23 protein-coding genes are annotated in these 25,633 nt (G+C 71.4%); 15 read left to right on the forward strand and 8 right to left on the reverse strand.

Annotated elements, in window-relative coordinates:
- Nucleotides 1-54: 54 nt before the first annotated feature.
- From ACH5AC_RS28755 to ACH5AC_RS28785, 7 genes are all read left to right on the forward strand, one after another.
- Nucleotides 55-849: an MHYT domain-containing protein gene (locus tag ACH5AC_RS28755; RefSeq protein WP_398865095.1), complete on the forward strand. Its 795-nt coding sequence runs from the start codon at nucleotides 55-57 to the stop codon at nucleotides 847-849.
- A 44-nt stretch (nucleotides 850-893) separates the two neighbouring features.
- Entirely contained in the window at nucleotides 894-3,482 is a 2,589-nt protein-coding gene (locus tag ACH5AC_RS28760; protein WP_398865096.1) for a nitrate- and nitrite sensing domain-containing protein, read from the forward strand.
- The gene (locus ACH5AC_RS28765; protein WP_398865097.1) at nucleotides 3,479-3,916 is read left to right on the forward strand and encodes a roadblock/LC7 domain-containing protein; all 438 of its coding nucleotides are present in this window, start codon (nucleotides 3,479-3,481) and stop codon (nucleotides 3,914-3,916) included. The genes ACH5AC_RS28760 and ACH5AC_RS28765 overlap by 4 nt, the downstream gene beginning before the upstream one ends.
- A 22-nt stretch (nucleotides 3,917-3,938) precedes the next feature.
- Nucleotides 3,939-4,352, forward strand: a complete 414-nt coding sequence (locus ACH5AC_RS28770) for a DUF742 domain-containing protein (protein ID WP_398865098.1) — start codon at nucleotides 3,939-3,941, stop codon at nucleotides 4,350-4,352.
- Nucleotides 4,353-4,400: 48 nt separating this feature from the next.
- The gene (locus tag ACH5AC_RS28775) at nucleotides 4,401-5,006 is read left to right on the forward strand and encodes a GTP-binding protein (RefSeq protein ID WP_398865099.1); all 606 of its coding nucleotides are present in this window, start codon (nucleotides 4,401-4,403) and stop codon (nucleotides 5,004-5,006) included.
- 152 nt (nucleotides 5,007-5,158) lie between these two features.
- On the forward strand, nucleotides 5,159-5,572 hold the full coding sequence (locus ACH5AC_RS28780) for a roadblock/LC7 domain-containing protein (RefSeq protein WP_398865100.1): 414 nt from the start codon (nucleotides 5,159-5,161) through the stop codon (nucleotides 5,570-5,572).
- A gap of 123 nt (nucleotides 5,573-5,695) precedes the next feature.
- Complete coding sequence (locus ACH5AC_RS28785) at nucleotides 5,696-6,598, forward strand: DUF6397 family protein (protein WP_398865101.1); 903 nt, start codon at nucleotides 5,696-5,698, stop codon at nucleotides 6,596-6,598.
- Here ACH5AC_RS28785 and ACH5AC_RS28790 read toward each other — a convergent pair.
- Both ACH5AC_RS28790 and ACH5AC_RS28795 read right to left on the reverse strand, forming a co-directional pair.
- Nucleotides 6,585-7,454, reverse strand: a complete 870-nt coding sequence (locus ACH5AC_RS28790; RefSeq protein WP_398865102.1) for an acyl-CoA thioesterase — start codon at nucleotides 7,452-7,454, stop codon at nucleotides 6,585-6,587. The two genes, ACH5AC_RS28785 and ACH5AC_RS28790, sit on opposite strands and share 14 nt — an antisense overlap.
- A 19-nt stretch (nucleotides 7,455-7,473) precedes the next feature.
- The gene (locus tag ACH5AC_RS28795; protein ID WP_398865103.1) at nucleotides 7,474-9,987 is read right to left on the reverse strand and encodes a DEAD/DEAH box helicase; all 2,514 of its coding nucleotides are present in this window, start codon (nucleotides 9,985-9,987) and stop codon (nucleotides 7,474-7,476) included.
- Between the two features lie 145 nt (nucleotides 9,988-10,132).
- Between ACH5AC_RS28795 and ACH5AC_RS28800 the strand changes: the two genes are divergently transcribed.
- On the forward strand, nucleotides 10,133-10,927 hold the full coding sequence (locus ACH5AC_RS28800) for a metal-dependent hydrolase (RefSeq protein WP_398865104.1): 795 nt from the start codon (nucleotides 10,133-10,135) through the stop codon (nucleotides 10,925-10,927).
- Between the two features lie 38 nt (nucleotides 10,928-10,965).
- Here the strand turns inward: ACH5AC_RS28800 and ACH5AC_RS28805 are convergent, their stop codons facing one another.
- From ACH5AC_RS28805 to ACH5AC_RS28815, 3 genes are all read right to left on the reverse strand, one after another.
- Entirely contained in the window at nucleotides 10,966-11,433 is a 468-nt protein-coding gene (locus ACH5AC_RS28805; protein ID WP_398865105.1) for a DUF5709 domain-containing protein, read from the reverse strand.
- Nucleotides 11,434-12,024: 591 nt separating this feature from the next.
- On the reverse strand, nucleotides 12,025-13,806 hold the full coding sequence (locus tag ACH5AC_RS28810; RefSeq protein ID WP_398865106.1) for an ABC transporter ATP-binding protein: 1,782 nt from the start codon (nucleotides 13,804-13,806) through the stop codon (nucleotides 12,025-12,027).
- Nucleotides 13,803-15,605 (reverse strand): ABC transporter ATP-binding protein, encoded by a 1,803-nt coding sequence (locus ACH5AC_RS28815; RefSeq protein ID WP_398865107.1) that lies wholly within the window; start codon nucleotides 15,603-15,605, stop codon nucleotides 13,803-13,805. Before ACH5AC_RS28815 ends, ACH5AC_RS28810 begins: the two co-directional genes overlap by 4 nt.
- 285 nt (nucleotides 15,606-15,890) lie before the next feature.
- Between ACH5AC_RS28815 and ACH5AC_RS28820 the strand changes: the two genes are divergently transcribed.
- Complete coding sequence (locus tag ACH5AC_RS28820; RefSeq protein WP_398865108.1) at nucleotides 15,891-17,291, forward strand: cation:dicarboxylate symporter family transporter; 1,401 nt, start codon at nucleotides 15,891-15,893, stop codon at nucleotides 17,289-17,291.
- A gap of 94 nt (nucleotides 17,292-17,385) precedes the next feature.
- Here ACH5AC_RS28820 and ACH5AC_RS28825 read toward each other — a convergent pair whose 3' ends face one another.
- Nucleotides 17,386-17,835, reverse strand: coding sequence for a MarR family winged helix-turn-helix transcriptional regulator (locus tag ACH5AC_RS28825; protein WP_398865109.1), 450 nt, complete (start codon nucleotides 17,833-17,835; stop codon nucleotides 17,386-17,388).
- Nucleotides 17,836-17,965: 130 nt separating this feature from the next.
- Between ACH5AC_RS28825 and ACH5AC_RS28830 the strand changes: the two genes are divergently transcribed.
- Nucleotides 17,966-19,813 carry an ABC transporter ATP-binding protein gene (locus ACH5AC_RS28830; protein ID WP_398865110.1) on the forward strand — a complete coding sequence of 616 codons (1,848 nt, stop codon included), beginning with the start codon at nucleotides 17,966-17,968 and terminating at the stop codon, nucleotides 19,811-19,813.
- 43 nt (nucleotides 19,814-19,856) lie between these two features.
- Nucleotides 19,857-20,702, forward strand: coding sequence for an endolytic transglycosylase MltG (gene mltG, locus ACH5AC_RS28835; RefSeq protein ID WP_398865111.1), 846 nt, complete (start codon nucleotides 19,857-19,859; stop codon nucleotides 20,700-20,702).
- A gap of 12 nt (nucleotides 20,703-20,714) precedes the next feature.
- Here mltG and ACH5AC_RS28840 read toward each other — a convergent pair whose 3' ends face one another.
- Complete coding sequence (locus ACH5AC_RS28840) at nucleotides 20,715-21,818, reverse strand: NAD(P)-binding domain-containing protein (protein ID WP_398865112.1); 1,104 nt, start codon at nucleotides 21,816-21,818, stop codon at nucleotides 20,715-20,717.
- Between the two features lie 100 nt (nucleotides 21,819-21,918).
- Here ACH5AC_RS28840 and ACH5AC_RS28845 point away from each other — a divergent pair, with 100 nt between their 5' ends.
- The 4 genes from ACH5AC_RS28845 to ACH5AC_RS28860 all read left to right on the forward strand — a co-directional run bounded on the left by ACH5AC_RS28845 (nucleotide 21,919) and on the right by ACH5AC_RS28860 (nucleotide 25,073).
- Nucleotides 21,919-22,341: a secondary thiamine-phosphate synthase enzyme YjbQ gene (locus tag ACH5AC_RS28845; protein WP_398865113.1), complete on the forward strand. Its 423-nt coding sequence runs from the start codon at nucleotides 21,919-21,921 to the stop codon at nucleotides 22,339-22,341.
- 214 nt (nucleotides 22,342-22,555) lie between these two features.
- A complete protein-coding gene (locus tag ACH5AC_RS28850) occupies nucleotides 22,556-22,966 on the forward strand; it encodes a hypothetical protein (RefSeq protein WP_398865114.1) in 411 nt (136 codons plus the stop codon).
- Complete coding sequence (locus ACH5AC_RS28855; RefSeq protein WP_398865115.1) at nucleotides 22,942-23,412, forward strand: hypothetical protein; 471 nt, start codon at nucleotides 22,942-22,944, stop codon at nucleotides 23,410-23,412. Before ACH5AC_RS28850 ends, ACH5AC_RS28855 begins: the two co-directional genes overlap by 25 nt.
- A gap of 167 nt (nucleotides 23,413-23,579) precedes the next feature.
- Nucleotides 23,580-25,073: a flavin-containing monooxygenase gene (locus ACH5AC_RS28860; protein ID WP_398865116.1), complete on the forward strand. Its 1,494-nt coding sequence runs from the start codon at nucleotides 23,580-23,582 to the stop codon at nucleotides 25,071-25,073.
- A gap of 156 nt (nucleotides 25,074-25,229) precedes the next feature.
- Here the strand turns inward: ACH5AC_RS28860 and ACH5AC_RS28865 are convergent, their stop codons facing one another.
- Entirely contained in the window at nucleotides 25,230-25,529 is a 300-nt protein-coding gene (locus ACH5AC_RS28865) for a heavy-metal-associated domain-containing protein (RefSeq protein ID WP_398865117.1), read from the reverse strand.
- Nucleotides 25,530-25,633: the final 104 nt, after the last annotated feature.

The following is a 25,633-nucleotide window of genomic DNA, read 5'->3' on the forward strand; positions in this document are numbered from 1 at the left end:
GCTTTCGAAATGCGCCCCGTGTGTGCGCCCATGCCTCCCTAGCGTCCCCTGGCCATGGGACACCTGGACCACGCCACCTTCGGCTGGCTGACCCCCGTGCTGTCGTACGCGATGGCCTGCATAGGCGCCGCCCTCGGGCTGCGCTGTACCGTCCGCGCGCTCGGCGCGACCGGACGCTCCCGGCGCAACTGGCTCGTCACCGCCGCCTCGGCGATCGGCACCGGCATCTGGACCATGCACTTCGTGGCCATGCTCGGCTTCGGCGTCAGCGGCACCGACATCCGCTACGACGTGCCGCTGACCGTCCTCAGCCTGCTCGTCGCCATGCTCGTCGTCTGCGCCGGCGTCTTCGCCGTCGGATACGGACGTGACCGCACGCGCGCGTTGCTGCTCGGCGGACTCACCACCGGGCTGGGCGTCGCGAGCATGCACTACCTCGGCATGGCCGCGGTCCGGCTGCACGGCGACATCACCTACGACCCGATGCTCGTCGGGCTCTCCGTCCTGATCGCGGTCGTGGCGGCGACGGCCGCCCTGTGGGCCGCGCTCAACATCAAGTCGCCCGTCGCCGTCACCCTCGCCTCCCTCGTCATGGGAGCCGCGGTGAGCAGCATGCACTACACCGGAATGGCCGCGGTACGCGTGCGTGTCACGCCCTCCGGCGAGGTCCTGCCCGGGGCCACGGCGATGCAGTTCATCTTCCCCCTCGCCGTCGGCCTCGGGTCCTACCTCTTCCTCACCTCGGCCTTCGTCGCGCTGTCGCCCACCACGGGGGAGCGCGAGGCAACCGCCTCGGCACAACGACCGGCCGAGCACCCCTCCGCACGGCAGCGGACCCGCACCGCGTGACGGACCGGACGGCCCGCCCCGACCCACTCCCCAGCGAGGAGGCCATGCGTACACCCCGTAGGACCCTCACGACCGGCGCCGAGAGCCGGCCCGTACCCCGCGGCCGCCGCGCCCACGCCGGACCGCCCGCCGACGAGACCCCGGACGAGGGGACGGGCGTCGCACGGGACACGCCATCCACGCGCGCGGGACGCCCGCTGATCCGCCCGCGCACCGTCCGAGCCAAGATCGTCTGTCTGCTGATGGTGCCGGTCGTCTCCCTGCTTGCCCTGTGGGCGTACGCCACCGTCACCACCGCCCAGGACATCTCCCGGCTGCGCCAGCTGCAGCGGGTCGACGCCGAGGTACGCGCCCCCGTCGCGGCCGCCGTCGCCGCGCTCCAGGCCGAGCGTGAGGCGGCCGTCCGCCACGCCACCGACCCCGGAGCCGGACAGGACGGCGATCTGACGAAGCTGGCCCAGGACACCGACCGCGCCGTCGCCCGGCTCCGGCTCGGCGACGACAGCACTGTCGCCGACGCCCAGGAACTGCCCGCGGGAGTCGCCCAGCGGCTCCAGACGTTCGTCTCCCGGGCCGAGGAACTGCGCACGCTGCGCACCGCCGTCCTCGACGGAGACGCCGGCTGGCGCAGGACCTACGACCAGTACTCCACGACCATCGCCACGGCCTTCACGGTCGGCGGTGCCCTCAGCGGCATCCAGGACGCCGAACTCGGCTCCGACGCGCGCGTGCTGCTGGAGTTCTCCCGCGCAGGCGAGGCCCTGGCTCAGGAGGACACCGTCCTCGCCGCCGCCCGCCTGGCCGGGCGGCTGGACCCGGAGCGCATGCGGCTGTTCACCGGAGCCGTCCAGACCCGACGCGCCCTCACCGACTCCGCGGTCGCCGACCTGCGCGGCCCGGAACGCGCCGCCTGGCGCGCCCTCGCCGGCGGCACCGCCTACGCCACGCTGGACACGGCCGAGGACAAGGTGCTCGCCCGGGGCACCGGCACCCGGGCGCTCTCCGCCGCTCCCGCGGGCACCTGGGACCAGGCCCACGCGCACGTGCAGAGCGCGATGCGCACCATCGAGGCGGACGCCGCACGCGGGGTCGCCGACCGCGCCGACCCGTTCACCCGCGGACTCCTCACCCCGGCCGGCGCCGCCGTACTGCTCGGACTCGCCGCCGTCGCCGCCTCGCTCGTCATCTCCGTCCGCATCGGCCGCACCCTCGTCGTCGAACTGGTCAGCCTGCGCAACGGCGCCCTGGAGATCGCCCGCCGCAAACTCCCCGAGGCCATGCGCAGACTGCGCGCGGGCGAGGAGATCGACATCCGCGCGGAGGCCCCGCCCGGACCGCGCGCCGAGGACGAGACCGGACAGGTCGCCGAGGCCCTGGACACCGTCCACCGGGCCGCGCTGCGGGCCGCCGTCGAGCGCGCCGAACTCGCCAGCGGCATCTCCGGGGTGTTCGTCAACCTCGCCCGCCGCAGCCAGGTCCTCGTCCACCGCCAGCTGAGCCTGCTGGACAGCATGGAGCGCCGCTCCGACGACCCGAACGAACTCGGCGACCTCTTCCGTCTCGACCACCTCACCACGCGGATGCGGCGCCACGCGGAGAGCCTGATCATCCTCTCCGGGGCCGCTCCAGGCCGCGCCTGGCGGATGCCCGTCTCCCTCACCAACGTCGTCCGCGCGGCCGTCTCCGAGGTCGAGGACTACGCGCGCGTGGAGGTGCGCCGGCTCCCGGAGGCGTCCGTCAACGGCGCCGCCGTCGCCGACCTCACCCACCTGCTCGCCGAACTCGTCGAGAACGCCGCCCAGTTCTCGCCCCCGCACACACGGGTGCGCATCAGCGGCGAACCCGTCGGCAACGGATACGCCGTCGAAGTCGAGGACCGCGGCCTGGGCATGGGCAAGGAAGCCCTCGCCGAGGCCAACCGGCGCATCGCCCAGTCCGAGGCACTGGACCTGTTCGACAGCGACCGGCTCGGCCTGTTCGTGGTCAGCAGGCTCGCCGCCCGCCACGGCGTCAAGGTCCAACTGCGGACCTCACCCTACGGCGGCACCACAGCCGTCGTCCTCCTGCCCACCGCCCTGCTGCACAGCGGCGCGGCGGAGCGGTCGACCCCGGCGACGGAGCACGCCGAGGCGCCCGCGGAACGCGCCTACGCGCGCGTGGCCGCCGCCGACCGACATCGGAAGACGGCATTCGACCGGCACGACGAGACGGCCCCGGACTCGCACCACGAGACGGCCCTCGACCGGCCGCACCAGGAGACGGTCGTACCCACCTCCACCGACCGGCCGGCGCTGGTCGCTCCCGTCCACGCCGCCGAGACCGACTCCCCACCCCCCGGAGTCACCGCCCTGCGCCTGCACCGTCCCCCGGACGACGACACCGGCGCGTCCGAAGACCTGCCCCGCCGGGTACGGCAGGCGAGCCTCGCCCCCCAGCTGCGCAACCCGCGCCCGGAGGCACCGGACCGGCCGTCCGGCCCCCGCGGCGACGACGGACGCACCCCCGAACTCGTACGGGACCGCATGGCCGCCTACCGGGACGGCTGGGCGCGGGGCGGCGGCAGAGAACCCGGCGGCGGAACCACCACGGAGCCCGCCCCGGGCAGCGACAGCAGCGAAGGAGACCCCGCATGATCCAGGACCCGAGCACGAGGCCGTCCCAGCGGTCCGGTGAACTCGACTGGCTGCTGGACGACCTGGTGATGCGCGTCAGCGAGGTACGGCACGCCGTGGTGCTGTCCAACGACGGACTCGCCGTGGGCGCCTCGACGGGCCTCGGCCGCGAGGACGCCGAACACCTCGCGGCCGTCGCCTCCGGCTTCCACAGCCTGGCCAAGGGCACCGGCCGGCACTTCGGTGTCGGCGGTGTCCGCCAGACCATGGTGGAGATGGACGACGCCTTCCTGTTCGTCGCCGCCGCGGGCGACGGCTCCTGCCTCGCCGTCCTCACCGCCGCCACGGCCGACATCGGCCTGGTCGCCTACGAGATGGCACGGCTGGTCAAGCGCGTCGGGGAACACCTCTACACGGCGCCACGCGTCGCCGCACGGCCACCCGCCGCGGGATGAGTCACGAGGGCGGCGCACACCGATGACCGAGGACATGACCGGCACCCCGCGCGAGCCGGGCAGCCAGTGGTACGACAACGAGGCCGGACCCCTGGTGCGCCCGTACGCCATGACGGGTGGGCGCACCCGCCCCGGCCCCAGCGGGGTCCGCTTCGACCTGATCGCCCTCGTCACCCTGGACCCCGGCGCACCCGGTCTCGCCGGTGACCCAGCGCTCGGTCCGGAACACCGGGCCCTGATCGACCTGTGCCGCACGGAGACCCAGTCGGTCGCCGAACTCGCCGCGGGCACCGACCTCCCTGTGGGTGTCGTCCGGGTGCTCCTCGGCGATCTGCTGGAACTCGGCTGCCTCACCGTCAGCCGACCCGTACCACCCGCGCAACTCCCTGACGAACGGATTCTGCGCGAAGTCATCGAAGGGCTGCGGGCGCTCTAGATGAACCCCGACATCGATCGTCGCTGCGATCAGCGAGGGAAGTGATCCATGGTCTCCGAGCACACCGACGCCACGGGCGGCGAGACGGCCCCCCTGGCGTTGAAGATACTGGTCGCCGGCGGATTCGGGGTGGGCAAGACCACCCTCGTCGGGGCGGTCAGCGAGATCAGACCGCTGCGCACCGAGGAACTCCTCAGCGAGGCGGGGCAGTCGGTGGACGACACCGACGGCGTCGACCAGAAGGTCACCACCACCGTCGCCATGGACTTCGGCCGCATCACCATCCGCTCCGGCCTCTCCCTCTACCTGTTCGGCACGCCGGGCCAGGACCGCTTCTGGTTCCTGTGGGACGAACTGTCCCAGGGCGCCCTGGGCGCCGTCGTGCTCGCCGACACCCGGCGTCTGGAGGACTGCTTCCCCGCGGTCGACTACTTCGAGCACCGCCACATCCCCTTCGTGGTGGCCGTCAACTGCTTCGCGGGCGCGCGGACCCACGACGCCCAGGACGTCTCACGCGCCCTCGACCTCGACGAGGGCACGCCCGTGGTGCTGTGCGACGCCCGTGACCGGGACTCGGGCAAGGAGGTGCTGATCAGCCTCGTCGAGTACGCCGGGCGCATGCACACCGCCCGGCTCCTCGACTCCGTGGGGTGACCACGGGATCCCGCCGTTCCTTGTCGGTCATCTTCTGTGCCATGGGCCTGTCCTCCTTGCCCACCGCCCAGTCGTGGGGAAGGCTGACGAACACGCGCCCTCCGGACCGACGAGGGACCGCACGGGGAACGGGCACACGGGGAGAACGGATCATGGCGCAGAAGCAGGGACTGGGCTGGCTCCTGGACGATCTGACCGAACGCGTCGACCACGTACGGCACGCACTGGTGCTGTCCACCGACGGCCTGGTGGCCGGCGCGAGCACCGGACTGCGCCGTGAGGACGCCGAACATCTCGCCGCCGTCTCGTCCGGACTGCACAGCCTGGCCAAGGGCTCCGGCCACCACTTCGGCGCGGGCCGGGTACGCCAGACCATGGTCGAGTTCGACGACGCGGTGCTGTTCGTCACAGCGGCGGGCACCGGCAGCTGTCTGTGCGTGCTCAGCGCGGCCGAGGCCGACATCGGGCAGATCGCCTACGAGATGACCCTGCTCGTCAACCGGGTCGGCGAGCACCTCGCAGTCGACCCCCGGCAGCCCGAGCGCTTCCCGGACACAGGCTTCTGACCTGCGGCTTCACTAGTCCCGTGGGAGTTATCCACAGGCTTCCCACGAGGTCCGCGAATCCGGCTACGGTTTTTCCGAGGCCGGCGCGGACAGCGCGGGCCGGCCATTCCACGGGGGAGACCAATGACCGCGAACACCGTCGTACCACTGCCCACCGCATCCCGCACGCTCAGCCGGGCCGCCCGGGAACTGGACTTGAGGCGCCGCGAGTTCGACCTCGCCGTCCACCTGGGCCGTATCAGGACCGTGCCCGACGAAGGCGGCGGGGGCCGCAGGGTCCCCGGCGCGGAGATCGACCGGCTGCGCGCCGCCGAGGGCTTTCCCGACACGCTGCGCGCGAGCGTCAGGACCGTCGGGACCACGGAGGGCGCGGCCCTCCTGGACGTACCCGTGGGCAGGTTCGCCCGCCTGGCGCGCCTCGGCCTGCTGGTGCCCGTGACGTTCTACCTGAATCGCTACCGGGCTGTGGTCTGGCTGTATCTCGCCGAAGAACTGCGCCAGTTCGCCGACGGGGAGGAGAACACCCGGCTGCTGCGCGGGCGTACGCCCGAGGGCCTGCGCCGCCGGCTCACGGACGGAGTCGACCTGCGGCGGCGCAACTGGCGGGGCCGCCACCTCGGCTTCCTGCTGCGGCAGGCCGACGGACCCTGGGAGCGCGCCGGAGCCCTGGCCGCCTTCCTGGACCCCGTACAGATCGCGGAGATCGTCCCCGATCCCTACGAACGTTCCCACCTCAACCGGTTCCGGCCGAGGCCGCCCTCGCACGGAGCGCCCGGATCACCGGCCGCCCGTCTCGCCGAGGAGATCATGACGGCGGACGACCCGGACGAGATCGCATGGCTCCGGTCCGATCTGGCCCAGGTCCTGGCCGAGGCACGCGAACAGCGGCCGGCGCCCCGTCCCAACGCCCAGGGTCCCGCCCGCCCGGCACCGCCACCCGCGCCCGTCACCGAGTCGCCCCAGCGGTCCAGGAGCGGTCTGTTGAGCCGGCTGCGCCGCAGAACTCCACGGCCTACAGCGCCCTGAACAGTCCCTCCTGGACGACGGACACCAACAGGCGCCCTTCCAGGTCGTAGATCCGCCCGCGGGCGAGGCCCCGGCCACCCGTCGCGATCGGCGACTCCTGGTCGTACAGGAACCACTCGTCCGCGCGGAAGGGACGGTGGAACCACATGGCGTGGTCCAGGGACGCCATGTCGAAGCCCCGCGGACCCCACAGGGGCTCGACCGGGATGCGGACGGCGTCCAGCAGGGTCATGTCGCTGGCGTAGGTCAGGGCACAGGTGTGCACCAGCGGGTCGTCGCCGAGCGGCCCGACCGCGCGCATCCATACCGCGCTGCGCGGTTCGGCACCCCTGACCTCGTCCTCGGTCCAGCGCAGCCGGTCGACATAGCGGATGTCGAAGGGCTGACGCCGGGCCATGCGCTCCAACTGCTCGGGCAGCGCGCCCAGATGCTCCCGGATCTCGTCGGTGACCGTCGGCAGCGACTCCGGGTCCGGAACCTTGCGGGCCGGCGGCAGCTGGTGCTCGAAGGAACCCTCTTCAGGCTTGTGAAAGGAGGCGGTGAGATTGAAGATCGTGCGGCCCTGCTGCACCGCGGTGACCCGGCGAGTGGTGAACGACCGCCCGTCCCGGACCCGTTCCACCTGGTACACGATCGGCACTCCCGGCCGGCCCGGGCGCAGGAAGTACGCGTGCAGCGAGTGCACGGGCCGGTCGCCGTCCGTGGTCCGCCCGGCGGCCACCAGCGCCTGGCCCGCCACCTGGCCGCCGAAGACCCGCTGCAGGGACTCCTGCGGGCTGCGGCCGCGGAAGATGTTGACCTCGATCTGCTCCAGGTCGAGCAGGTCGACAAGTCTCTCGGCCGGATTCGTCGTCATGCGTGGGAATCTCCTGTGCTCAGAGCTGGCCTACGTCGGTGACGCGGACCACCGCGCGGCCCTCCGCGTCGGAGGCCGCGAGGTCGATCTCCGCGCTGATGCCCCAGTCGTGGTCGCCGTTGGGGTCGTCGAAGATCTGCCGGACGCGCCACAGCCGGTTCTCCGGCTCCTCCTGGATCACCAGCAGCTTCGGACCGCGCGCGTTCGGACCGGTGCCGAGGTCCTCGTACTCGTCCCAGTACTTGTCCAGCGCCTCGCCCCAGGCGTCGGCGTCCCAGCCGGACTCGGCGTCCATCTCGCCGAGTTCGTCGACCTGGTCGAGGGCGGCGAGCTCCACGCGGCGGAACATCGCGTTGCGCACCAGGACGCGGAAGGCACGCGCGTTCGCGGTGACCGGCTTGACCTCGTCGGCCTTCTCCTGGGCCTCCTCGGCGGTCATCTCCTCCGGGTTGGCCAGCTGCTCCCACTCGTCCAGCAGACTGGAGTCGACCTGGCGCACCATCTCGCCCAGCCACTCGATCAGGTCCTGGAGGTCGTCGGACTTGAGGTCGTCGGGGATGTTGTGGTCCAGGGTCTTGTAAGCGCTGGCCAGGTAGCGAAGCACGATGCCCTCGGTGCGGGCCAGCTCGTAGTACGACACCAACTCCGTGAAGGACAGCGCCCGTTCGTACATGTCACGGATGACCGACTTCGGCGACAGCGGGTGGTCGCCGACCCACGGGTGGCTCTTGCGGTACGTGTTGTACGCGTGGGAGAGCAGCTCCTCCAGAGGCTTCGGGTAGGTGATGTCCTGGAGACGCTCCATGCGCTCCTCGTACTCGACACCGTCCGCCTTCATCGCCGCCACGGCCTCACCGCGCGCCTTGTTCTGCTGGGCGGCGAGGATCTGCCGCGGGTCGTCCAGCGTGGACTCCACGACGGACACCATGTCGAGCGCGTACGACGGCGACTCCGGGTCCAGCAGCTCGAACGCGGCCAGGGCGAAGGTGGACAGCGGCTGGTTCAGCGCGAAGTCCTGCTGCAGATCGACCGTGAGGCGGACGATCCGGCCCTCGGCGTCCGGCTTGTCGAGCTTCTCGACGATGCCGCCGTCCAGGAGCGAGCGGTAGATCGCGATCGCGCGCCGGATGTGTCGCAGCTGCTGCCGGCGCGGCTCGTGGTTGTCCTCCAGCAGGCGGCGCATCGCCTCAAAGGCGTTGCCGGGCCGGGCGATCACCGACAGCAGCATCGTGTGCGTCACCCGGAAACGGGACGTCAGCGGCTCCGGCTCCGACTCGATCAGCTTCTCGAAGGTGTTCTCCGTCCAGGCCACAAAGCCCTCCGGCGCCTTCTTGCGGACCACCTTCCGGCGCTTCTTCGGGTCGTCGCCGGCCTTGGCGAGCGCCTTCTCGTTCTCGATGACGTGCTCCGGCGCCTGCGCGACCACGAAGCCGGCCGTGTCGAAGCCGGCCCGACCGGCCCGGCCCGCGATCTGATGGAACTCCCGCGCGCGCAGCGTGCGCACCCGGTTGCCGTCGTACTTGGTGAGCGCCGTGAACAGCACGGTCCGGATGGGCACGTTGACCCCGACACCCAGCGTGTCCGTCCCGCAGATCACCTTCAGCAGACCGGCCTGCGCGAGCTTCTCCACCAGGCGCCGGTACTTGGGCAGCATGCCCGCGTGGTGCACACCGATGCCATGGCGGACGTAACGCGAGAGATTGCGGCCGAACTTGGTGGTGAAGCGGAAGTTCCCGATCAGCTCGGCGATCTGCTCCTTCTCCTCCCGCGAGCACATGTTGATGCTCATCAGCGCCTGCGCCCGCTCCACGGCCTGCGCCTGCGTGAAGTGCACGATGTACACCGGCGCCTGCTTGGTGTCCAGCAGGTCGGTGAGGGTCTCGGTGAGCGGGGTGTAGCGGTACTCGTAGGACAGCGGCACCGGCCGGGTCGCCGAGCGGACCACGGCCGTGGGACGGCCGGTGCGGCGGGTGAGGTCCTTCTCGAAGAAGGACACGTCACCGAGGGTCGCCGACATCAGCACGAACTGCGCCTGCGGCAGCTCCAGGATGGGGATCTGCCAGGCCCAGCCGCGGTCGCCCTCCGCGTAGAAGTGGAACTCGTCCATGACGACCTGGCCGACGTCCGCGTCCTTGCCGTCGCGCAGCGCGATCGAGGCCAGGACCTCGGCGGTGCAGCAGATGACCGGGGCGTCGGCGTTGACGGAGGCGTCGCCCGTCAGCATGCCGACGTTCTCCGTGCCGAACAGCTTGCACAGCTCGAAGAACTTCTCCGACACCAGCGCCTTGATCGGAGCGGTGTAGAAGGTGACCTCGTCGCGAGCCAGCGCCGCGAAGTGCGCACCCGCCGCGATCATGCTCTTGCCGGAGCCGGTCGGCGTCGACACGATCACATTCGCACCGGAGACCACCTCGATCAGCGCCTCCTCCTGGTGGGGGTAGAGCGTGAGACCGCGCTCCTGGGCCCAGGACTCGAAGGCTTCGTACAGGGCGTCGGGGTCTGCGGTCGGCGGGAGCTGATCGATGAGGGTCACGCCCCCATCTTGCCTGCACCGAGGCCCGATGGGGGAATCGGCTGCGGCCCCGAAGATCACGGCCGCTACGCTGTGTCGCCGACGGAGCGTCAACGCACCCGGTCAACTGGACAGCGGCACACGAGGAATGGGGCGGGCAACGGCCATGATGGGACCAGCACACTCACTGTCGGGCGCCGCCGCCTGGCTCGGTGTCGGGGCGGCGGCCGCGGCCGCCGGACACTCGATGCCCTGGCCCGTGGTGGTCGTCGGCGCGCTGATCTGCGCCGGCGCCGCACTCGCCCCGGACCTCGACCACAAGGCCGCGACCATCTCGCGGGCCTTCGGCCCCGTCTCGCGCTGGCTCTGCGAGATCGTCGACAAGCTCTCCTACGCCGTCTACAAGTCGACCAGGAAGCCGGGCGACCCACGCCGCTCCGGCGGTCACCGCACCCTGACGCACACCTGGCTGTGGGCGGTCCTGATCGGCGGGGGCACCTCGGTGCTGGCGATCACCGGTGGGCGGTGGGCGGTCCTGGCGATCCTCTTCGTGCACATGGTGCTCGCCATCGAGGGCCTGTTGTGGCGGGCGGCGCGGGGCTCCAGCAGCGATGTGCTGGTCTGGCTGCTGGCGGCGACCAGCGCCTGGATCCTGGCCGGTGTGCTGGACAAGCCCGGCAACGGCGCGGACTGGCTGTTCACGGGCCCCGGCCAGGAGTACCTGTGGCTCGGACTGCCGATCGTGCTCGGCGCGCTGGTGCACGACATCGGGGACGCCCTGACCGTCTCGGGCTGCCCGATCCTGTGGCCCATCCCGATCGGGCGCAAGCGCTGGTACCCGGTCGGGCCGCCCAAGGGCATGCGGTTCCGGGCCGGCAGCTGGGTGGAGCTGAAGGTCCTGATGCCGGTGTTCATGCTGCTCGGCGGGGTGGGCGGGGCGGCCGCGCTCAACTTCATCTGAGGCGCCCGGCCCATCGCGGGGAGGCTGTGGAGGAGGCGTCAGCCGGACAGGGGTTCCTCGTCCACGATGTGCATCGCGGCCTCCTCGGCGGAGGCGGCCGCGCCGTCGATGCCCACGTCCCTGGCGACCAGCGCGCTCTCCTCGTCCTCGTGGGCGCCCTCGTCCGGCGCGACGAGGCGGCCGGAGCGCACGGCGCCGACCTCGTTGTCGAGGAGTTCTCCGTCGGTGCCCTCCGCGTCGCCGAGACCGTCGCCGTACGGGGCGACGGTGTCCGGGAGCTCCTCGGCGAGCCGCTGCTCCAGGCTCTCCCCCTGCAGCCGCTCGGCGGCGGTCACACCGGTGTGCTCCACCGCCCACGGCCGCTCCGGAGGGGACCAGCCCCGGTCGAGGGCGCCGATGCCGTCGTTCTCCAGGGTGTCCTCGGCGTCGAGGAGCCCCGAGTCCTCCCGGATCTCGGTCGCGTCCGGCTGGTAGACGTCGTCGCCCCATCCGTCGGCGCTGTTCACGGCTACCTCCAGGGGGTGGGGACGAGCCCGTGCTCACCACGGTCGGCAGCGGGCCGCCGCCGCACAGGGCACCGGCCGCGCACGGCAGACGCCGGTCGGAGTCCGGCCGCTGCCCGCGCGGGTGCTGCCTCCCAGCGTTCCACCCCCCTTCGGCACCGCGCAACGCCAGACGGCACGAGGACCCGGGGCGCCGCGCCGAGCACCAGGTCACCGGGGCTGCGGCCACGGAGCGCCCCGGACCCGGCGGTGTCCCCGCCGACCGCACCCGCACACTTGTGGGCCCCCGGCGCAAGGAGCCCGCCGATCGCCTCACCCGGGCCGTGGCTGGGGACCGGGAGGGCATGCCTGCCTCCCTCGGGCGTGGGCCCGGAGCCAGGGAAGGCATCCCTGGCTCCCTACCCGGCGGTGGCAGCCGGGGACCGGGCAAGCTCTGCCTGCCTCACCCGAGGGGCGGTGGCTGGGAACCGGGCAAGCATTGCCTGCTCCACCCGGGCGGTGCCCGCCGGGGACCGGGTGCCCTCTGCTCGTCCCACACGGGCGCAGGCCACCCAGGACCGGGCACCCTCCACAGGCCCAGGCGGGCCGGCGGTGTCAGCCGTGCCAGGACCTCCACAGAGCCGCGTACGCGCCGTCCGCCGCGACCAGCTCCGTATGGCTGCCCAGCTCGGTGATGCGGCCGTTCTCGACGACGGCGATGACGTCCGCGTCATGGGCGGTGTGCAGCCGGTGGGCGATGGCGACCACCGTGCGGCCGTCGAGGACCCGGGCCAGGGAGCGCTCCAGGTGACGCGCGGCGCGCGGGTCGAGGAGCGAGGTCGCCTCGTCCAGGACCAGCGTGTGCGGGTCGGCGAGGACCAGCCGGGCCAGGGCGATCTGCTGGGCCTGCGCCGGGGTGAGCGCCGCGCCGCCCGAGCCGACCTCGGTGTCCAGCCCGTCGTCCAGCGCCCGCGCCCAGTCGGCCGCGTCGACCGCGCCCAGCGCCGCCCACAGCTCGGCGTCCTCGGCGTCCGTTCGGGCGAGCCGCAGGTTGTCGCGCAGGGAGCCGACGAAGACGTGGTGCTCCTGGTTGACGAGGGCCACATGGGAGCGGACCCGCTCGGCGGTCATCCGGGACAGCTCTGCCCCGCCCAGGGTGATCCGGCCGCTCCGGGGCGCGTAGATGCCCGCGAGGAGCCGGCCCAGCGTGGACTTGCCCGCGCCGGACGGGCCGACCAGGGCCAGCCGGGTGCCGGGCGCGACCGCCAGGGACACCTCGCGCAGCACGTCGACGCCCTCGCGGTAGCCGAAGCGCACCTCGTCGGCGAGCACCTCGTGTCCGTCCGGTGTCAGCGCCGCGTTCCCGGCGTCCGGCTCGATCTCCCGGACGCCGACCAGCCGGGCCAGCGACACCTGCGCCACCTGCAGCTCGTCGTACCAGCGCAGGATCAGGTTGACCGGGTCGACGAGCATCTGCGCGAGCAGGGCGCCCGTCGTCAGCTGGCCGACACCGATCCAGCCCTGCAGGACGAACACGCCGCCGAGCATCAGCACCGAGCCCAGCACGGTGACGTGCACGACATTGATGACCGGGAAGAGCACCGAGCGCAGCCACAGCGTGTAGCGCTCCCAGGCCGTCCACTGCCGGATCCGCAGCTCGGACAGCGCGACCCGGCGCTCGCCCAGGCGGTGCGCCTCGACGGTGTGCCCGGCGTCCACGGTCTCGGCCAGCGCGGCGGCGACGGAGGCGTATCCGGCGGCCTCCGAGCGGTAGCCGGCCGGCGCCCGCTTGAAGTACCAGCGGCAGCCGATGACCAGCAGCGGCACGGCGACCAGCACGGCCGGCGCCAGCGGCGGTGCCATGACGACGAGCCCGCCCAGCAGCAGCCCCGCCCACATCACACCGATGGTCAGCTGCGGCACGGCCTCACGCATCGCGTTGGCGAGCCGGTCGATGTCGGTGGTGATCCGGGACAGCAGGTCGCCCGTCCCGGCCCGCTCCAGCACGCCCGGCGGCAGTCGCACCGACCGCACGAGGAAGTCCTCCCGCAGGTCGGCCAGCATCCGCTCGCCCAGCATCGCCCCGCGCAGCCGCACCTGGCGCACGAAGAACGCCTGGACGAGCAATGCCAGGACGAACAGCGTGACGGTGAGCCCCAGATGAAGCTCCCGCGCGTCGTCCGAGACCCGCTCCACCAGGTCGCCCAGCAGCCAGGGCCCCACCATCGAGGCCACCGTGGCGGCCGTGTTGACCAGGACGAGCAGCACAAAGGCGCGGCGGTGCCTGCGCAACAGCTCGCCCACATAGGCGCGTACGGTCGCGGGGGCGCCGACGGGCAGCGTGTTCGCCGTCGTCGGGGCCGCCGGGTCGTACGCCGGTGGCGCCACGCCGATCATGCGGTCTCCTCGATCTCTTCCAGTTCCTGCTTGTCCCATGCGCGCAGTACGCCGCCGAGCGCGGCCTCCTCGTCCGTCTCGCGCGTGACGACGGCCCGGTACCGGGGCTCCTCGTGCAGCAGCTCCCGGTGCACGCCGACCGCCGCGACCTCGCCCTCGTGGACGAGTACGACCCGGTCGGCGCGGTCCAGGAGCAGCGGCGACGAGGTGAACACCACGGTCGTGCGCCCGGACCGCAGATCGCGCAGGCCCTCGGCGATCCGGGCCTCGGTGTGCGAGTCCACGGCCGAGGTCGGCTCGTCCAGGACGAGCACCTCCGGGTCGGTGAGCAGTGACCGGGCCAGGGCGAGCCGCTGGCGCTGGCCGCCGGACAGGGAGCGGCCGCGCTCGGTGATCCGGGCGTCCATCGGATCCTCGACGTCCAACGACCCCTGCACCAGAGCCTCCAGGACGTCCGCGCACTGCGCGGCCGCCAGCGCCTCCTTGGGGCTGACCTCGCCCGAGGCCGGCACGTCGAGCAGGTCGCGCAGCGAACCCGACAGCAGGACCGGGTCCTTGTCCTGCACGAGCACGGCGGTGCGCGCGCAGTCCAGGGGGAGTTCGTCCAGCGGTACGCCGCCGAGGAGGACGGCGGGCCCGTCCTCGGCGGGGTGCCCGCCGAGCCGTTCGGCGAGGCGTCCGGCCGCGTCCGGGTCGCCGCAGACCACGGCGGTGAGCCGGCCCGACGGAGCGAGCAGCCCGGTGCCCGGGTCGTACAGGTCGCCCGACGGTGCCTCGGCCGCCCGGGACCCCCCGGTGGCCGTGCCTCGCTCCAGCGACAGCACGCGTGCGGCCCGCTTCGCGGACGGCCGCGAGAAGGAGTACGCCATCGCGATCTCCTCGAAATGGCGCAGGGGATACGTCAGGAGCATCACGGAGCTGTAGACGGTGACGAGTTCGCCGACCGAGACACGTCCCTCGCGGGCCAGATGGACGCCGTACCAGACGACCGCGACGAGCAGCAGGCCGGGCAGCAGCACCTGGATGGCGCTGATCAGCGACCACATGCGGGCGCTGCGCACAGCGGCGTGCCGTACCTCCTGGGAGGCACTGCGGTAGCGGTCGAGGAAGAGGTCCTCGCCGCCGATGCCGCGCAGCACACGCAGCCCGGCGACGGTGTCGGAGGCGAGTTCGGTGGCCCGCCCGGCCTTCTCACGCTGGATGTCGGCCCGCCGGGTGGCACGGGGCAGCAGCGGCAGCACCGCCAGCGCCAGCACGGGCAGGCCCAGGGCGACCACGGCGCCGAGCGCGGGCTCGTAGACCACCAGGCCGACGCAGACGAACAGGACGGTGAGGGCCGCGGCGGTGAACCGGGACACGGCCTCCACGAACCAGCCGATCTTCTCGACGTCGCCGGTGGAGACGGCCACGACCTCGCCGGCCGCGACCCGCCGGGTCAGCACCGAGCCGAGCTGTGCGGCCTTGCGGGCGAGGAGTTGCTGGACGCGTGCCGCCGCGGTGATCCAGTTGGTGACGGCGGTGCGGTGCAGGAAGGTGTCCCCGATCGCGGTGGCGGCCCCGCACAGCGCCATCAGCCCGCCGGCGAGGGCGAGTCGGGTCCCGGAGCGGTCGACGACGGCCTGCACGGCGAACCCGACGCAGAAGGGCTGCGCCGAGACGGCCACGAAGTGCAGCAGGCCCCAGGCCAGCGACTTCAGTTGGCCGCCCAGCTGGTTGCGGAAGAGCCACCGCAGGAAGTGGGGTCCCGAGCGCGCGTCCGGCACGCCCGGGTCGGGATACGGAAGGTCTTGGATCTGCATGACGTCCCAGTGGCTCGTGCGGCTGCAAACCGTGACAGGGTCGCGTCGCAGGGTGGTCGGAATCAACCGGTTTTCCTGTGCGGCCTCGGCGCTGATGGAGCGTCCCCGTCGCCACGACGCCGGTGGTGTGCGATGCGTCACTCGTGGCGCGATTTACCTGTCCGCAACACAGTGGTCTTCCTCGTGAGCGAGAAGCCCTTCAGGGTGATCCACACGGAAGTCGCTTTCCGTATCGCAGAAGTACCCCCTGGCTTCCGCGAGTTCCCCGTTCCTCAAGGAGTGCCCGTGCCGCAGTCCGCACCGTCCCTGCCGCGACGCGTCGCACGCTTGCTGCGTACCTCGCTCTTCGCGCAGGTCGCCTGCGCCCTCGTGCTCGGAATCATCGTCGGGAGGCTGTGGCCGGAGACGGCCACCGCCTTCCAGCCGCTCGGCGACGGCTTCACCCGACTGATCAAGACCGTGATCTCCCCGCTCGTGTTCTGCGTGGTCGTCGTCGGCATCGCCAAGGCCGGTGATCTGAAGGCGTTCGGCCGGATCGGGGTGAAGGCCCTGATCTGGTTCGAGGTCGCCTCCACGGCCGCGCTGATCATCGGTCTGCTCGCCGCCAACGTTGTCAAGCCGGGCAGCGGCATGAACGTCGACCCGGCCACGCTCGACACCTCGGCGGTCGACGCGAAGACGGGCGGCGGGCATCTGCCGTCCACGACCGAGTTCGTCCTCGACGCGCTTCCGCATAGTTTCATCGGCGCATTCGCCGAGAACGAGCTGCTGCAAGTCCTCATCCTGGCCTGCCTGGTGGGTGCCGCGCTGCTGCACCTCGGGCACACCAAGGTGCCGAAGATCCTGCCCGCGATCGAGCAGGCCCAGGACGTCATCTTCGCGGTCATCGGCTTCGTCATGCGGCTGGCGCCGCTCGCGGTGTTCGGCGCGATGGCCCATCTCGTCGGCCAGTACGGGCTGGGCGTGATGGAGACCTACGCCAAGCTGATCGTGCTGTGCTACGCGGCGGCGGCGTTCTTCATCGTCCTGCTCGCCCTCGCGCTGCGGATCGTGTCCGGGCTCAGCCTCTGGAACTTCGTCCGCTACATCCGCGAGGAGATGCTGCTCGCGCTCGGCACCGCGTCCACCGAGTCGGTCATGCCGCGCGTGATGCTCAAACTGCGCCGGGCCGGCGCCCGCGACGACGCGGTGGGTCTGGTGCTGCCCACGGGCTACTCCTTCAACCTCGACGGCGCCTCCCTCTATCTGTCCATCGGCACGCTGTTCATCGCGCAGGCGGTGGGTGTGGACCTCGGCGTCAGTCAGCAGATCACCGTGATCCTCGTGCTGATGCTGACCAGCAAGGGGATGGCGGGCGTGCCCGGTTCGGCCTTCCTGGCGCTGTCCGCGACCGCTTCCTCGCTCGGTGTGCTCCCCGCCGGTGCCGTCGCCCTGCTGCTGGGTGTGGACCGCATCATGGACTCGATGCGCGTGGTGACCAACCTGCTGGGCAACTGTGTCGCCGTCTTCGCCGTCTCTCGCTGGGAGGGCGCGCTGGACACCGTACGGGCGAAGAAGGTGCTGCGCGGTGAGGTCCCGTCCGACGCGCAGGCAGATTCCGGCGCGGAGGGGCCGGAGGCTTCCGAAACGACCGGAGTCCCGGGGCGGTTGGTCAAGGACAAGGAAGCCGCGGCCGAGGCCGGCTGACCCCACCCGCCGAACGGGCCGCGCGCCCCGACTCCCGTCGTACGGATTCGGGGCGCGCGGCCCGTTTCACGTACACCGCCGGAACGGCGCCCGCTCACAGACCGCCCACCGGCGTCCCGTCGATCAGCGTGTCCAACAGGTCGCCCAGCGCCTCCCGCTGGTCCTCCGTCAGAGGAGCGAGGATCTCCCGGGCGGCGGCCCGGCGCGCACCCCGCAGGTCCCGCAGGGTCGCGCGGCCGGTGTCCGTGAGTTCTATGCGGATCACCCGCCGGTTGGTCGGATCGGGCACCCGGCGCACCTTGCCGCTCGCCTCCAGCCCGTCGACCAGCGTGGTCACGGCCCGCGGCACCACCTCCAGGCGCTGTGCGAGATCGGCCATGCGCGGCGGCTCGCCGAAGTGCGCAAGAGTCCGCAGCAGTCGCGACTGGGCGGGGGTGATGCCCAGATCGGAGCGCTCCAGATGGCGCTTCTGGATGCGGTGCACCCGGCGGGTGAACCGCAGCAGCTGCTCGGCGAGCACGCCGTCGGGATCTGGGGTGGTCATGCGGGAACAATATCAGGACCTCGTGCATTGTGAGTATAGGTAACAATGAGCTACGATCCGTCAGTCACCGTCGACAGGTTCCGGACCCCGGGTCCCGCACCGCCGGCGCCGCCCACCCCCGTAGGAGCCCATGCATCCCGACCACGAACAGTCCTGGACCCCGCCCGCCGACGCACAGGAGCAGCCCCGGCAGGTGCGCCGCATCCTGAGGCTCTTCCGCCCCTACCGCGGGCGCCTCGCCGTCGTCGGCCTGCTGGTGGGCGCCTCCTCGCTCGTCTCGGTCGCCACCCCCTTCCTGCTGAAGGAGACCCTGGACGTCGCCATCCCCGAGGGACGCACCGGCCTGCTGAGCCTGCTGGCCCTCGGCATGATCCTGAGCGCCGTCCTCACCAGCGTCTTCGGCGTCCTGCAGACCCTGATCTCCACGACGGTCGGCCAGCGCGTGATGCACGACCTGCGCACCGCCGTCTACGGCCGACTGCAGCGCATGTCGCTCGCGTTCTTCACGCGCACGCGTACCGGCGAGGTGCAGTCCCGCATCGCCAACGACATCGGCGGCATGCAGGCCACCGTCACCTCCACCGCCACCTCGCTGGTCTCCAACTTCACCAGCGTGGTCGCCACCATCGTCGCGATGGTCGTCCTCGACTGGCGCCTGACCGTCGTCTCCCTGCTCCTGCTGCCGGTCTTCGTGTGGATCAGCCGCCGTGTCGGCAGGGAGCGCAAGAGGATCACCACCCAACGCCAGCAGCAGATGGCCGCGATGGCCGCCACGGTCACCGAGTCGCTGTCGGTCAGCGGCATCCTCCTCGGCCGCACCATGGGCCGCGCCGACTCCCTCACCGCGTCCTTCGCCGACGAGTCCGAGCGCCTGGTCGCCCTGGAAGTGAAGTCGAACATGGCCGGCCGCTGGCGCATGGCCGTGATCACCATCGTCATGGCCGCGATGCCGGCCGTCATCTACTGGACCGCCGGCATGGCCCTCCAATTCGGCGGCCCGGACGTCTCACTGGGCACGATCGTCGCCTTCGTCTCGCTCCAGCAGGGCCTGTTCCGCCCGACCGTCAGCCTGCTGTCGACCGGCGTGCAGATCCAGACCTCGCTCGCCCTCTTCCAGCGCATCTTCGAGTACCTCGACCTGCCCATCGACATCACCGAGCCGGAGCGCCCGGTCCACCTCGACCGGATCAAGGGCGAGGTCCGCTTCGAGGACGTCACGTTCGGCTACGACGGCAAGGGCGGCCCCGTCCTCGACGGCATCGACCTCACCGTGCCCGCCGGCGGCAGCCTGGCCGTCGTAGGCCCGACCGGCGCGGGCAAGTCCACGCTGGGCTGCCTGGTGCCGCGGCTGTACGACGTGACGGGCGGCCGGGTGACCCTCGACGGGGTCGATGTGCGTGACCTGGACTTCGACACCCTCGCGCGCGCCGTCGGCGTCGTCTCCCAGGAGACGTACCTCTTCCACGCCTCGGTCGCCGACAACCTGCGCTTCGCCAAGCCGGAGGCCACCGACGAGGAGCTGTACGCGGCCGCGCGGGCGGCCCAGATCCACGACCACGTCGCGTCGCTGCCCGACGGGTACGACACGGTCGTCGGCGAGCGCGGCCACCGCTTCTCCGGCGGGGAGAAGCAGCGCCTGGCCATCGCCCGCACCATCCTGCGCGACCCGCCGGTGCTCATCCTCGACGAGGCCACCAGTGCCCTGGACACCCGTACTGAGCAGGCCGTGCAGGAGGCCATCGACGCCCTGTCGGCCAACCGCACCACCCTCACCATCGCCCACCGGCTCTCCACCGTTCGCGACGCCGACCAGATCGTGGTCCTCGACTCCGGTCGCGTGGCCGAGCGGGGCTCGCACCAGGAACTGCTCGCCCGGGACGGGCGGTACGCGGCGCTGGTGCGCAAGGACGCGCGACTGGATCCCCCGGTGGAGGTCCGACCGGATGAGGCTCCCTCCCGACTGGAGCCGACGAGATGAAGATATGCCGGGTTTGCGGTGGTATGCGGGTTAACGTGCCCACATGCAGATGAACACTCCGCCACGGAGCACGATTCGACTGACGCGCCGGGGCCGTATCGTCCTCGTCGCGACCGGGGCCGTCGTGGCCGGCACCGCCGTGGCGGTGCCGCTGCTGAGCCTGGACAGCGGACCCGAGAAGAAGGAGCCGACCGCCCTGGTGATCCCGGAGGGCTGGCGCGCCGGGCAGGTCTACGAGGCCGTCGACAAGGCGCTCGCCCTGCCCGCCGGCACCACCAGGAAGGCACTGCCCAAGGCCGGTCTGAAACTGCCCAACGACGCCGAGGGCAACCCCGAGGGATACCTCTTCCCGGCCACCTATCCGCTCGACAAGAAGGCGACGCCCGAGTCGCTGCTGACCTACATGGTCGACACCGCCAACAAGAAGTTCAACAAAGCACCCATCACCGCGGGCGCGCAGCGCAACGCCATGAACGTCTACCAGGCCGTCACCGTCGCGAGCATCGTCCAGGCCGAGGCCGCCACCAAGGCCGAGATGGGCAAGGTGGCGCGGGTCGTCTTCAACCGGCTGGAGCGTGGCATGCCGCTGCAGATGGACTCCACCATCAACTACGCGCTCAACCGCTCCACGCTCCGGACGACCGAGGCCGACACCCGGATCGACAGCCCCTACAACTCGTACCAGCGCATGGGCCTGCCGCCGACGCCGATCGCCAATCCCGGTGAGGACGCCATGAAGGCCGCGATCAGCCCGACGCCGGGCGACTGGCTGTACTTCGTCACCGTCAAGCCGGGCGACACCCGCTTCACCGCCGACTACGCGGAACACCAGCGCAACGTCGCCGAGTTCAACCGAAACCAGCGGCAGAGCGAGTCCGCGGCCAAGTGAGCCGGCGGCCCGTCAGGCGGCGACCGGGGCCGGGCGTTCCCCGGCGCGCCCGTCGGTCGTGGCCAGCAGCCGCCTGATGTCCCGTACCGCCGCGCGGCCTGCCCGGTTGGCGCCGATCGTGCTCGCCGAGGGGCCGTAGCCCACCAGGTGGATCCGGGGGTCGGCGACCGCGCGGGTGCCCTCGACCCGGATCCCGCCGCCCGGCTCGCGCAGCCGCAGTGGCGCGAGGTGGTCGATGGACGGCCGGAAGCCGGTCGCCCAGACGATCACATCGGCGTCAACCCGCCGCCCGTCGTCCCACTCCACCCCGTCCGGGGTGATCCGGTCGAACATCGGCAGCCGGTCGAGGACCCCGTCCGCCAGCCCCTGCCGGATCGCGTCGTTCAGCGGCAGCCCGGTCACCGACACCACGCTCCTGGGCGGCAGCCCCTGGCGCACTCGCTCCTCCACCAGCGCGACCGCGGCACGCCCGGCGCCCTCGTCGAACGGCCCCTCGCGGAAGACGGGCGGACGTCGCGTCACCCACGTGGTGGCGGCCGCGTACGGGGCGATCTCCAGCAGATGCTGGGTCCCGGACGCCCCACCCCCCACCACGACGACCCGCTGACCGGCGAACGCCCGCGGCCCCGGATACCGCGCGGTGTGCAGCTGCCGGCCACGGAAGGTCTCCTGCCCCGGATAGCGCGGCCAGAACGGCCGGTCCCAGGTCCCGGTCGCGTTGATCAGCGCCCGCGTCGACCACGTACCGTCCGAGGTCTCCACGAGCAGCCGCCCGCCACCGCCCTCACGCACCGCCCGTACGTCGACGGGGCGCCGCACCCGCAGGTCGAAGGCGCGCTCGTAGGCGTCGAAGTACTCGGCGATGACCTCCGACGAGGGCCGCGCGGGGTCGGCTCCGGTCAGCTCCATGCCCGGCAGGGAGTGCATCCCGTGCACCTTCCCGTACGTCAGCGACGCCCACCGGAACTGCCATGCGCCGCCCGGCCCGGGGGAGTGGTCCAGCACCACGAAGTCGCGCTCGGGCATGAACCCGGTGCGGCGCAGGTGGTAGGCGCTGGACAGCCCGGCCTGCCCGGCGCCTATGACGACGACCTCGACCTCGCGCAAGTTGTTCACGCTTCTACCAACGGTGCGGGGGGCCTGGATCTTCCCGCACGTCCCCACGGGAACCGGGCCATGAGCCAGCGGGAGCCGGGCCATGAGTCAGGATGGAGGCATGTCCGATGCCTTCACCACCCATGTCCTGCACATCGCTTCCGGATCCAGGGAGCGGGTCGTCGATCTCACCCGCGACTGCGAGACCTTCCTGCGGGAGGCGGCGGCCGGCCGCGACGGCCTGCTGAACGTGTTCGTCCCCCACGCCACCGCGGGCATCGCCGTCATCGAGACAGGCGCCGGCAGCGACGACGACCTCCTCGCCGCCCTGCACACCCTCCTCCCCGCCGACGACCGCTGGCAGCACCGTCACGGCAGCCCCGGCCACGGCCGCGACCACGTCCTCCCGGCCATCGTCCCGCCCCACGCCACCCTGCCCGTCCTCGACGGCCGACTCGCGCTGGGGACATGGCAGTCGGTGTGCCTGGTCGACACGAACAGGGATAACGTCAACCGTCAGGTTCGACTGAGCTTCCTGGGCTGAGCGAGATCACCCTGGAGGTGGACGCCTCGCGGCTCCAAGCCGCCAAGCAGGCGGCGGTGACGGCTGGGTGGCTTTGCTGACTGTTCGATTTCGGGCCCAAGGGAGCTTCGGTGGATTTGGTGCGCTTCATGGAGTCGCTGACCGAGCAGGGAGTCTCGGTGCTCTTCCAGGCAGACGCGGAGCGTTTCGGGCTCGTCGCCCCGGAGTCCGGAGCATGAGCGACGGCCACATGGTGGTCCAGCTTCCCGAAGGGTCCTGGTGGGACTGGGACGTTGTGGAGTGGAACGCGGGCCGGTTGCGCCTGGGTGCTGGGCACGACATCTCGTACGCACATCACTTGGAACTGGTCTTCGCCGACCCGGTCTTGGTCAGGTGCCCGGCCAGCTTCCACGATCCGGTCTTCCGCGCCCCGACGGCGCCCGAGGTGCAGCTGGTGGCCGGCCAGGTCGGGGAGACGCCGCCAGTCGTCCTTGCCTTCGAAGCGGACGCGGGCGGCCCGGATCGGGCCTCCTGCTTGATCGCTGCCGGGCAGCTCGACATAGTCGAGGGCACCGTTTTCCGATACTGGCGGGAGCCGGCCGCTGGCGAACGCCTCGCGCCTTGGGTGCAGCCTCCCCTGGCCTGATCGACCTGATCTACGCGGCGACCGGATCGGTCGGGACGGTCGCTGAGCGCACCGATGCCGTGATCAGCGAGTATGGCGCCTCGTTGTGGTGCGACCCCTATCAGTGGATCCTGGAGGCGGCCCGGCTTCTCGTTCCTGGAGGCCATCTGGTGTTCATGCGCTACTCACCGTTGTTCGCGCTGTGCGTACGGCCCGAAGGGTCGGTATCCACCACCCTGTCTCGCGCACAATTTGGCCTGACACGGCTGGACTGGGGGGATCACGTGCAGTTCATCCTGCCGCATGGCGAGATGTTTCGTCTGCTTCGGTCGTCCGGTTTCATCGTTGAGGACCTGGTTGAGGTTCAGGCACCCCGGTCCGCACACCTGGACTACACAGAAGTTCCCGCTGAGTGGGCCCAGCAATGGCGCAGCGAGGAGATCTGGAAAGCGCGGCTGGCAGGCTGACAGGCCGTCGAGGTCATCGTGCCGGACGGGTCCTGCGTTCAACTTCCCTCGCCCGGATGTGGAAAGGCCCAGGGCGAAGGACCCTGGCCATGCGCTGGGCACAGGGGTCTACAACCGGGATGATGAGCGAGCCGGCTGCGTTGATCGCGCAAGGAGAGTGACAGCTGATGAGGGCGTGTGTTGTCGGGGCCGGCCCCGGGGGAATCGTCAGCGCCAAGGTGCTGTTGGAGAATGGCTTCGACGTCACCGTCTTCGACAAGTACCAGCAGGTCGGCGGGACCTGGTCATCGGGAGGCTGCTATGACGGGCTGGCCAACCAGGCCAGCCGCCGCCTCTTCGAGTTCGCGGACCTTCCCAACCGCCTGCACTTCGCCGGCGCGGTGGACACGCAACGCTACCTGGAGAACTACGCCGAGACCTTCGGTGTGCTGGACTGCGTCCGACTCGGCACCGAGGTGGTCTCCATCCGGCCGGTGGAGGGAGCTGGGCGGGTGGGCGCCTGCGGCTGGTGGATCGACTCACGGCCCGCGGGGGAGAAGACAGCGGAGGTTCAGCGCGAACGATTCGACTACGTCGTCGTCGCCAGCGGAGCTCATCACCATGCCCACCTGCCCGAGTTACCCGGGCGTGATTCGTTCCGCGGCCTCGTGCTGCATTCCAACGAGGTGCGGGCCGGGACATTCTCCGGCCGGCGCGTGGTCGTCGTGGGTGGCGGCAAGTCCGCGTTGGATCTGATCACCCGCGCCGCACACGAGGCGACCTCGGCCACCCTTGTGCAGCGCAAGGTGAACTGGATGGTTCCCGAGCGGCTCCTGCTCGGTCTGGTCGGCTACAAGTGGATCCTGTTCACCCGGTTGGGCGAGGCACTCCTGCCCCGCTACCACGATCCGGCCTGCATCCGTGCGATCGACCGCATCGACGAGCGGGTCAAACGGGCTCTGTGGTGGCTCATCACCCACGACATGCTGTTCTCCACCGGGCTCTACCGGCTGCCGAAGCACCTGCGACCCGCCCGAGCGCTCCCCTTCCACCTGGCCCACGCGGGCGTGATGCCACGCGGCTACGTGCAGGCCGTCCGCCATGGCCTGATCGCCCCCAAGGTCAGCGCGGTCGAGGCGTACACCGAGCAGGGACTGCGACTGGCGACCGGCGAGGAAGTGACCGCGGACGTCATCGTGTTCGCCACGGGTCACCACAAGGTCTTCCCGTTCCTGGATCGGAGAGTGCCGGTGCACGATTCCGCCGGGCGGCTGCGGCTCTACCGAGGCATCGTGCCACCCGACGCCGACCGGCTGGGGTTCGTCGGTTTCCGGCAGGTCTTCAACAACATCATGGGCATGGAACTCACGGCCCACTGGCTGACCCGCCATTTCCGGGCGACGCTGCGCACCACCCCAGGCGAGCAGGAGATGCAGAACACCATCGACGCCCGCCTGGCCTGGCAGGAACAGGTCCTGCCGGGCTCCGGCGGCTACGACTTCGGCCCCTACGACATCCACTGTGCCGACGAGCTCCTGCACGACATGGGGTTGCCGTCCCACCGCGCAGGCAACCTACTGGCCGAGTACCTGCTCCCCGGCGGACTCGCCCACCGCTACGCGGGCCTGACTCGATCGAGTTCGGCGCAACGAATGGGGGGCATGAGCGGCCCCGATGGGTGATCGGCGGCAGGTGATCCCATCAGTGCCAGATCTCCCGAAGGACCGCGAAACGCGTATTGACCTGGCGTTTCTCCCGATCCTGCTTTCCTGACGGAGTTTGGCGGACGCCAACGTGGACAATCCCGACCGAGAGATCGCTCGGGTGGGCCCGGAGCGTCAGGCGCGGCCGACGAGCTCGTAGCCGGCTTCGTCGACGGCTGCGCGGACGGCCTCTTCGTCGAGCGGGGTGGCGGAGGTGACGGTGACCTCGCCGGTCTTGGCGACGGCCTGGACCGTGGTCACGCCGTCCAGGGCGGAGATCTCCTTCGAGACCGCGCCCTCGCAGTGGCCGCAGGTCATGCCGGACACCTTGTAGACCGCGGTGATCCCGATGGTCTGCACATCGGCCGCGGCGCCGGAGCCGCAGGAGCTCCCGCCGCAGCAGGAGCCGGAGGTGGACTTCGTCTGGTCGGTCATGGCTTCTTCCTCGGTGTGAGCGCGCGGGTGAGCTTGCGGGACGCCTGGTCTCCCTGGCTCCCTACGACGCTACGTTATACCCCCTAGGGGTATTTCCCCCCGCT

This window comes from Streptomyces sp. NPDC018693, assembly GCF_044391385.1.
In the GTDB taxonomy this organism is placed as follows: Bacteria; Actinomycetota; Actinomycetes; order Streptomycetales; family Streptomycetaceae; genus Streptomyces.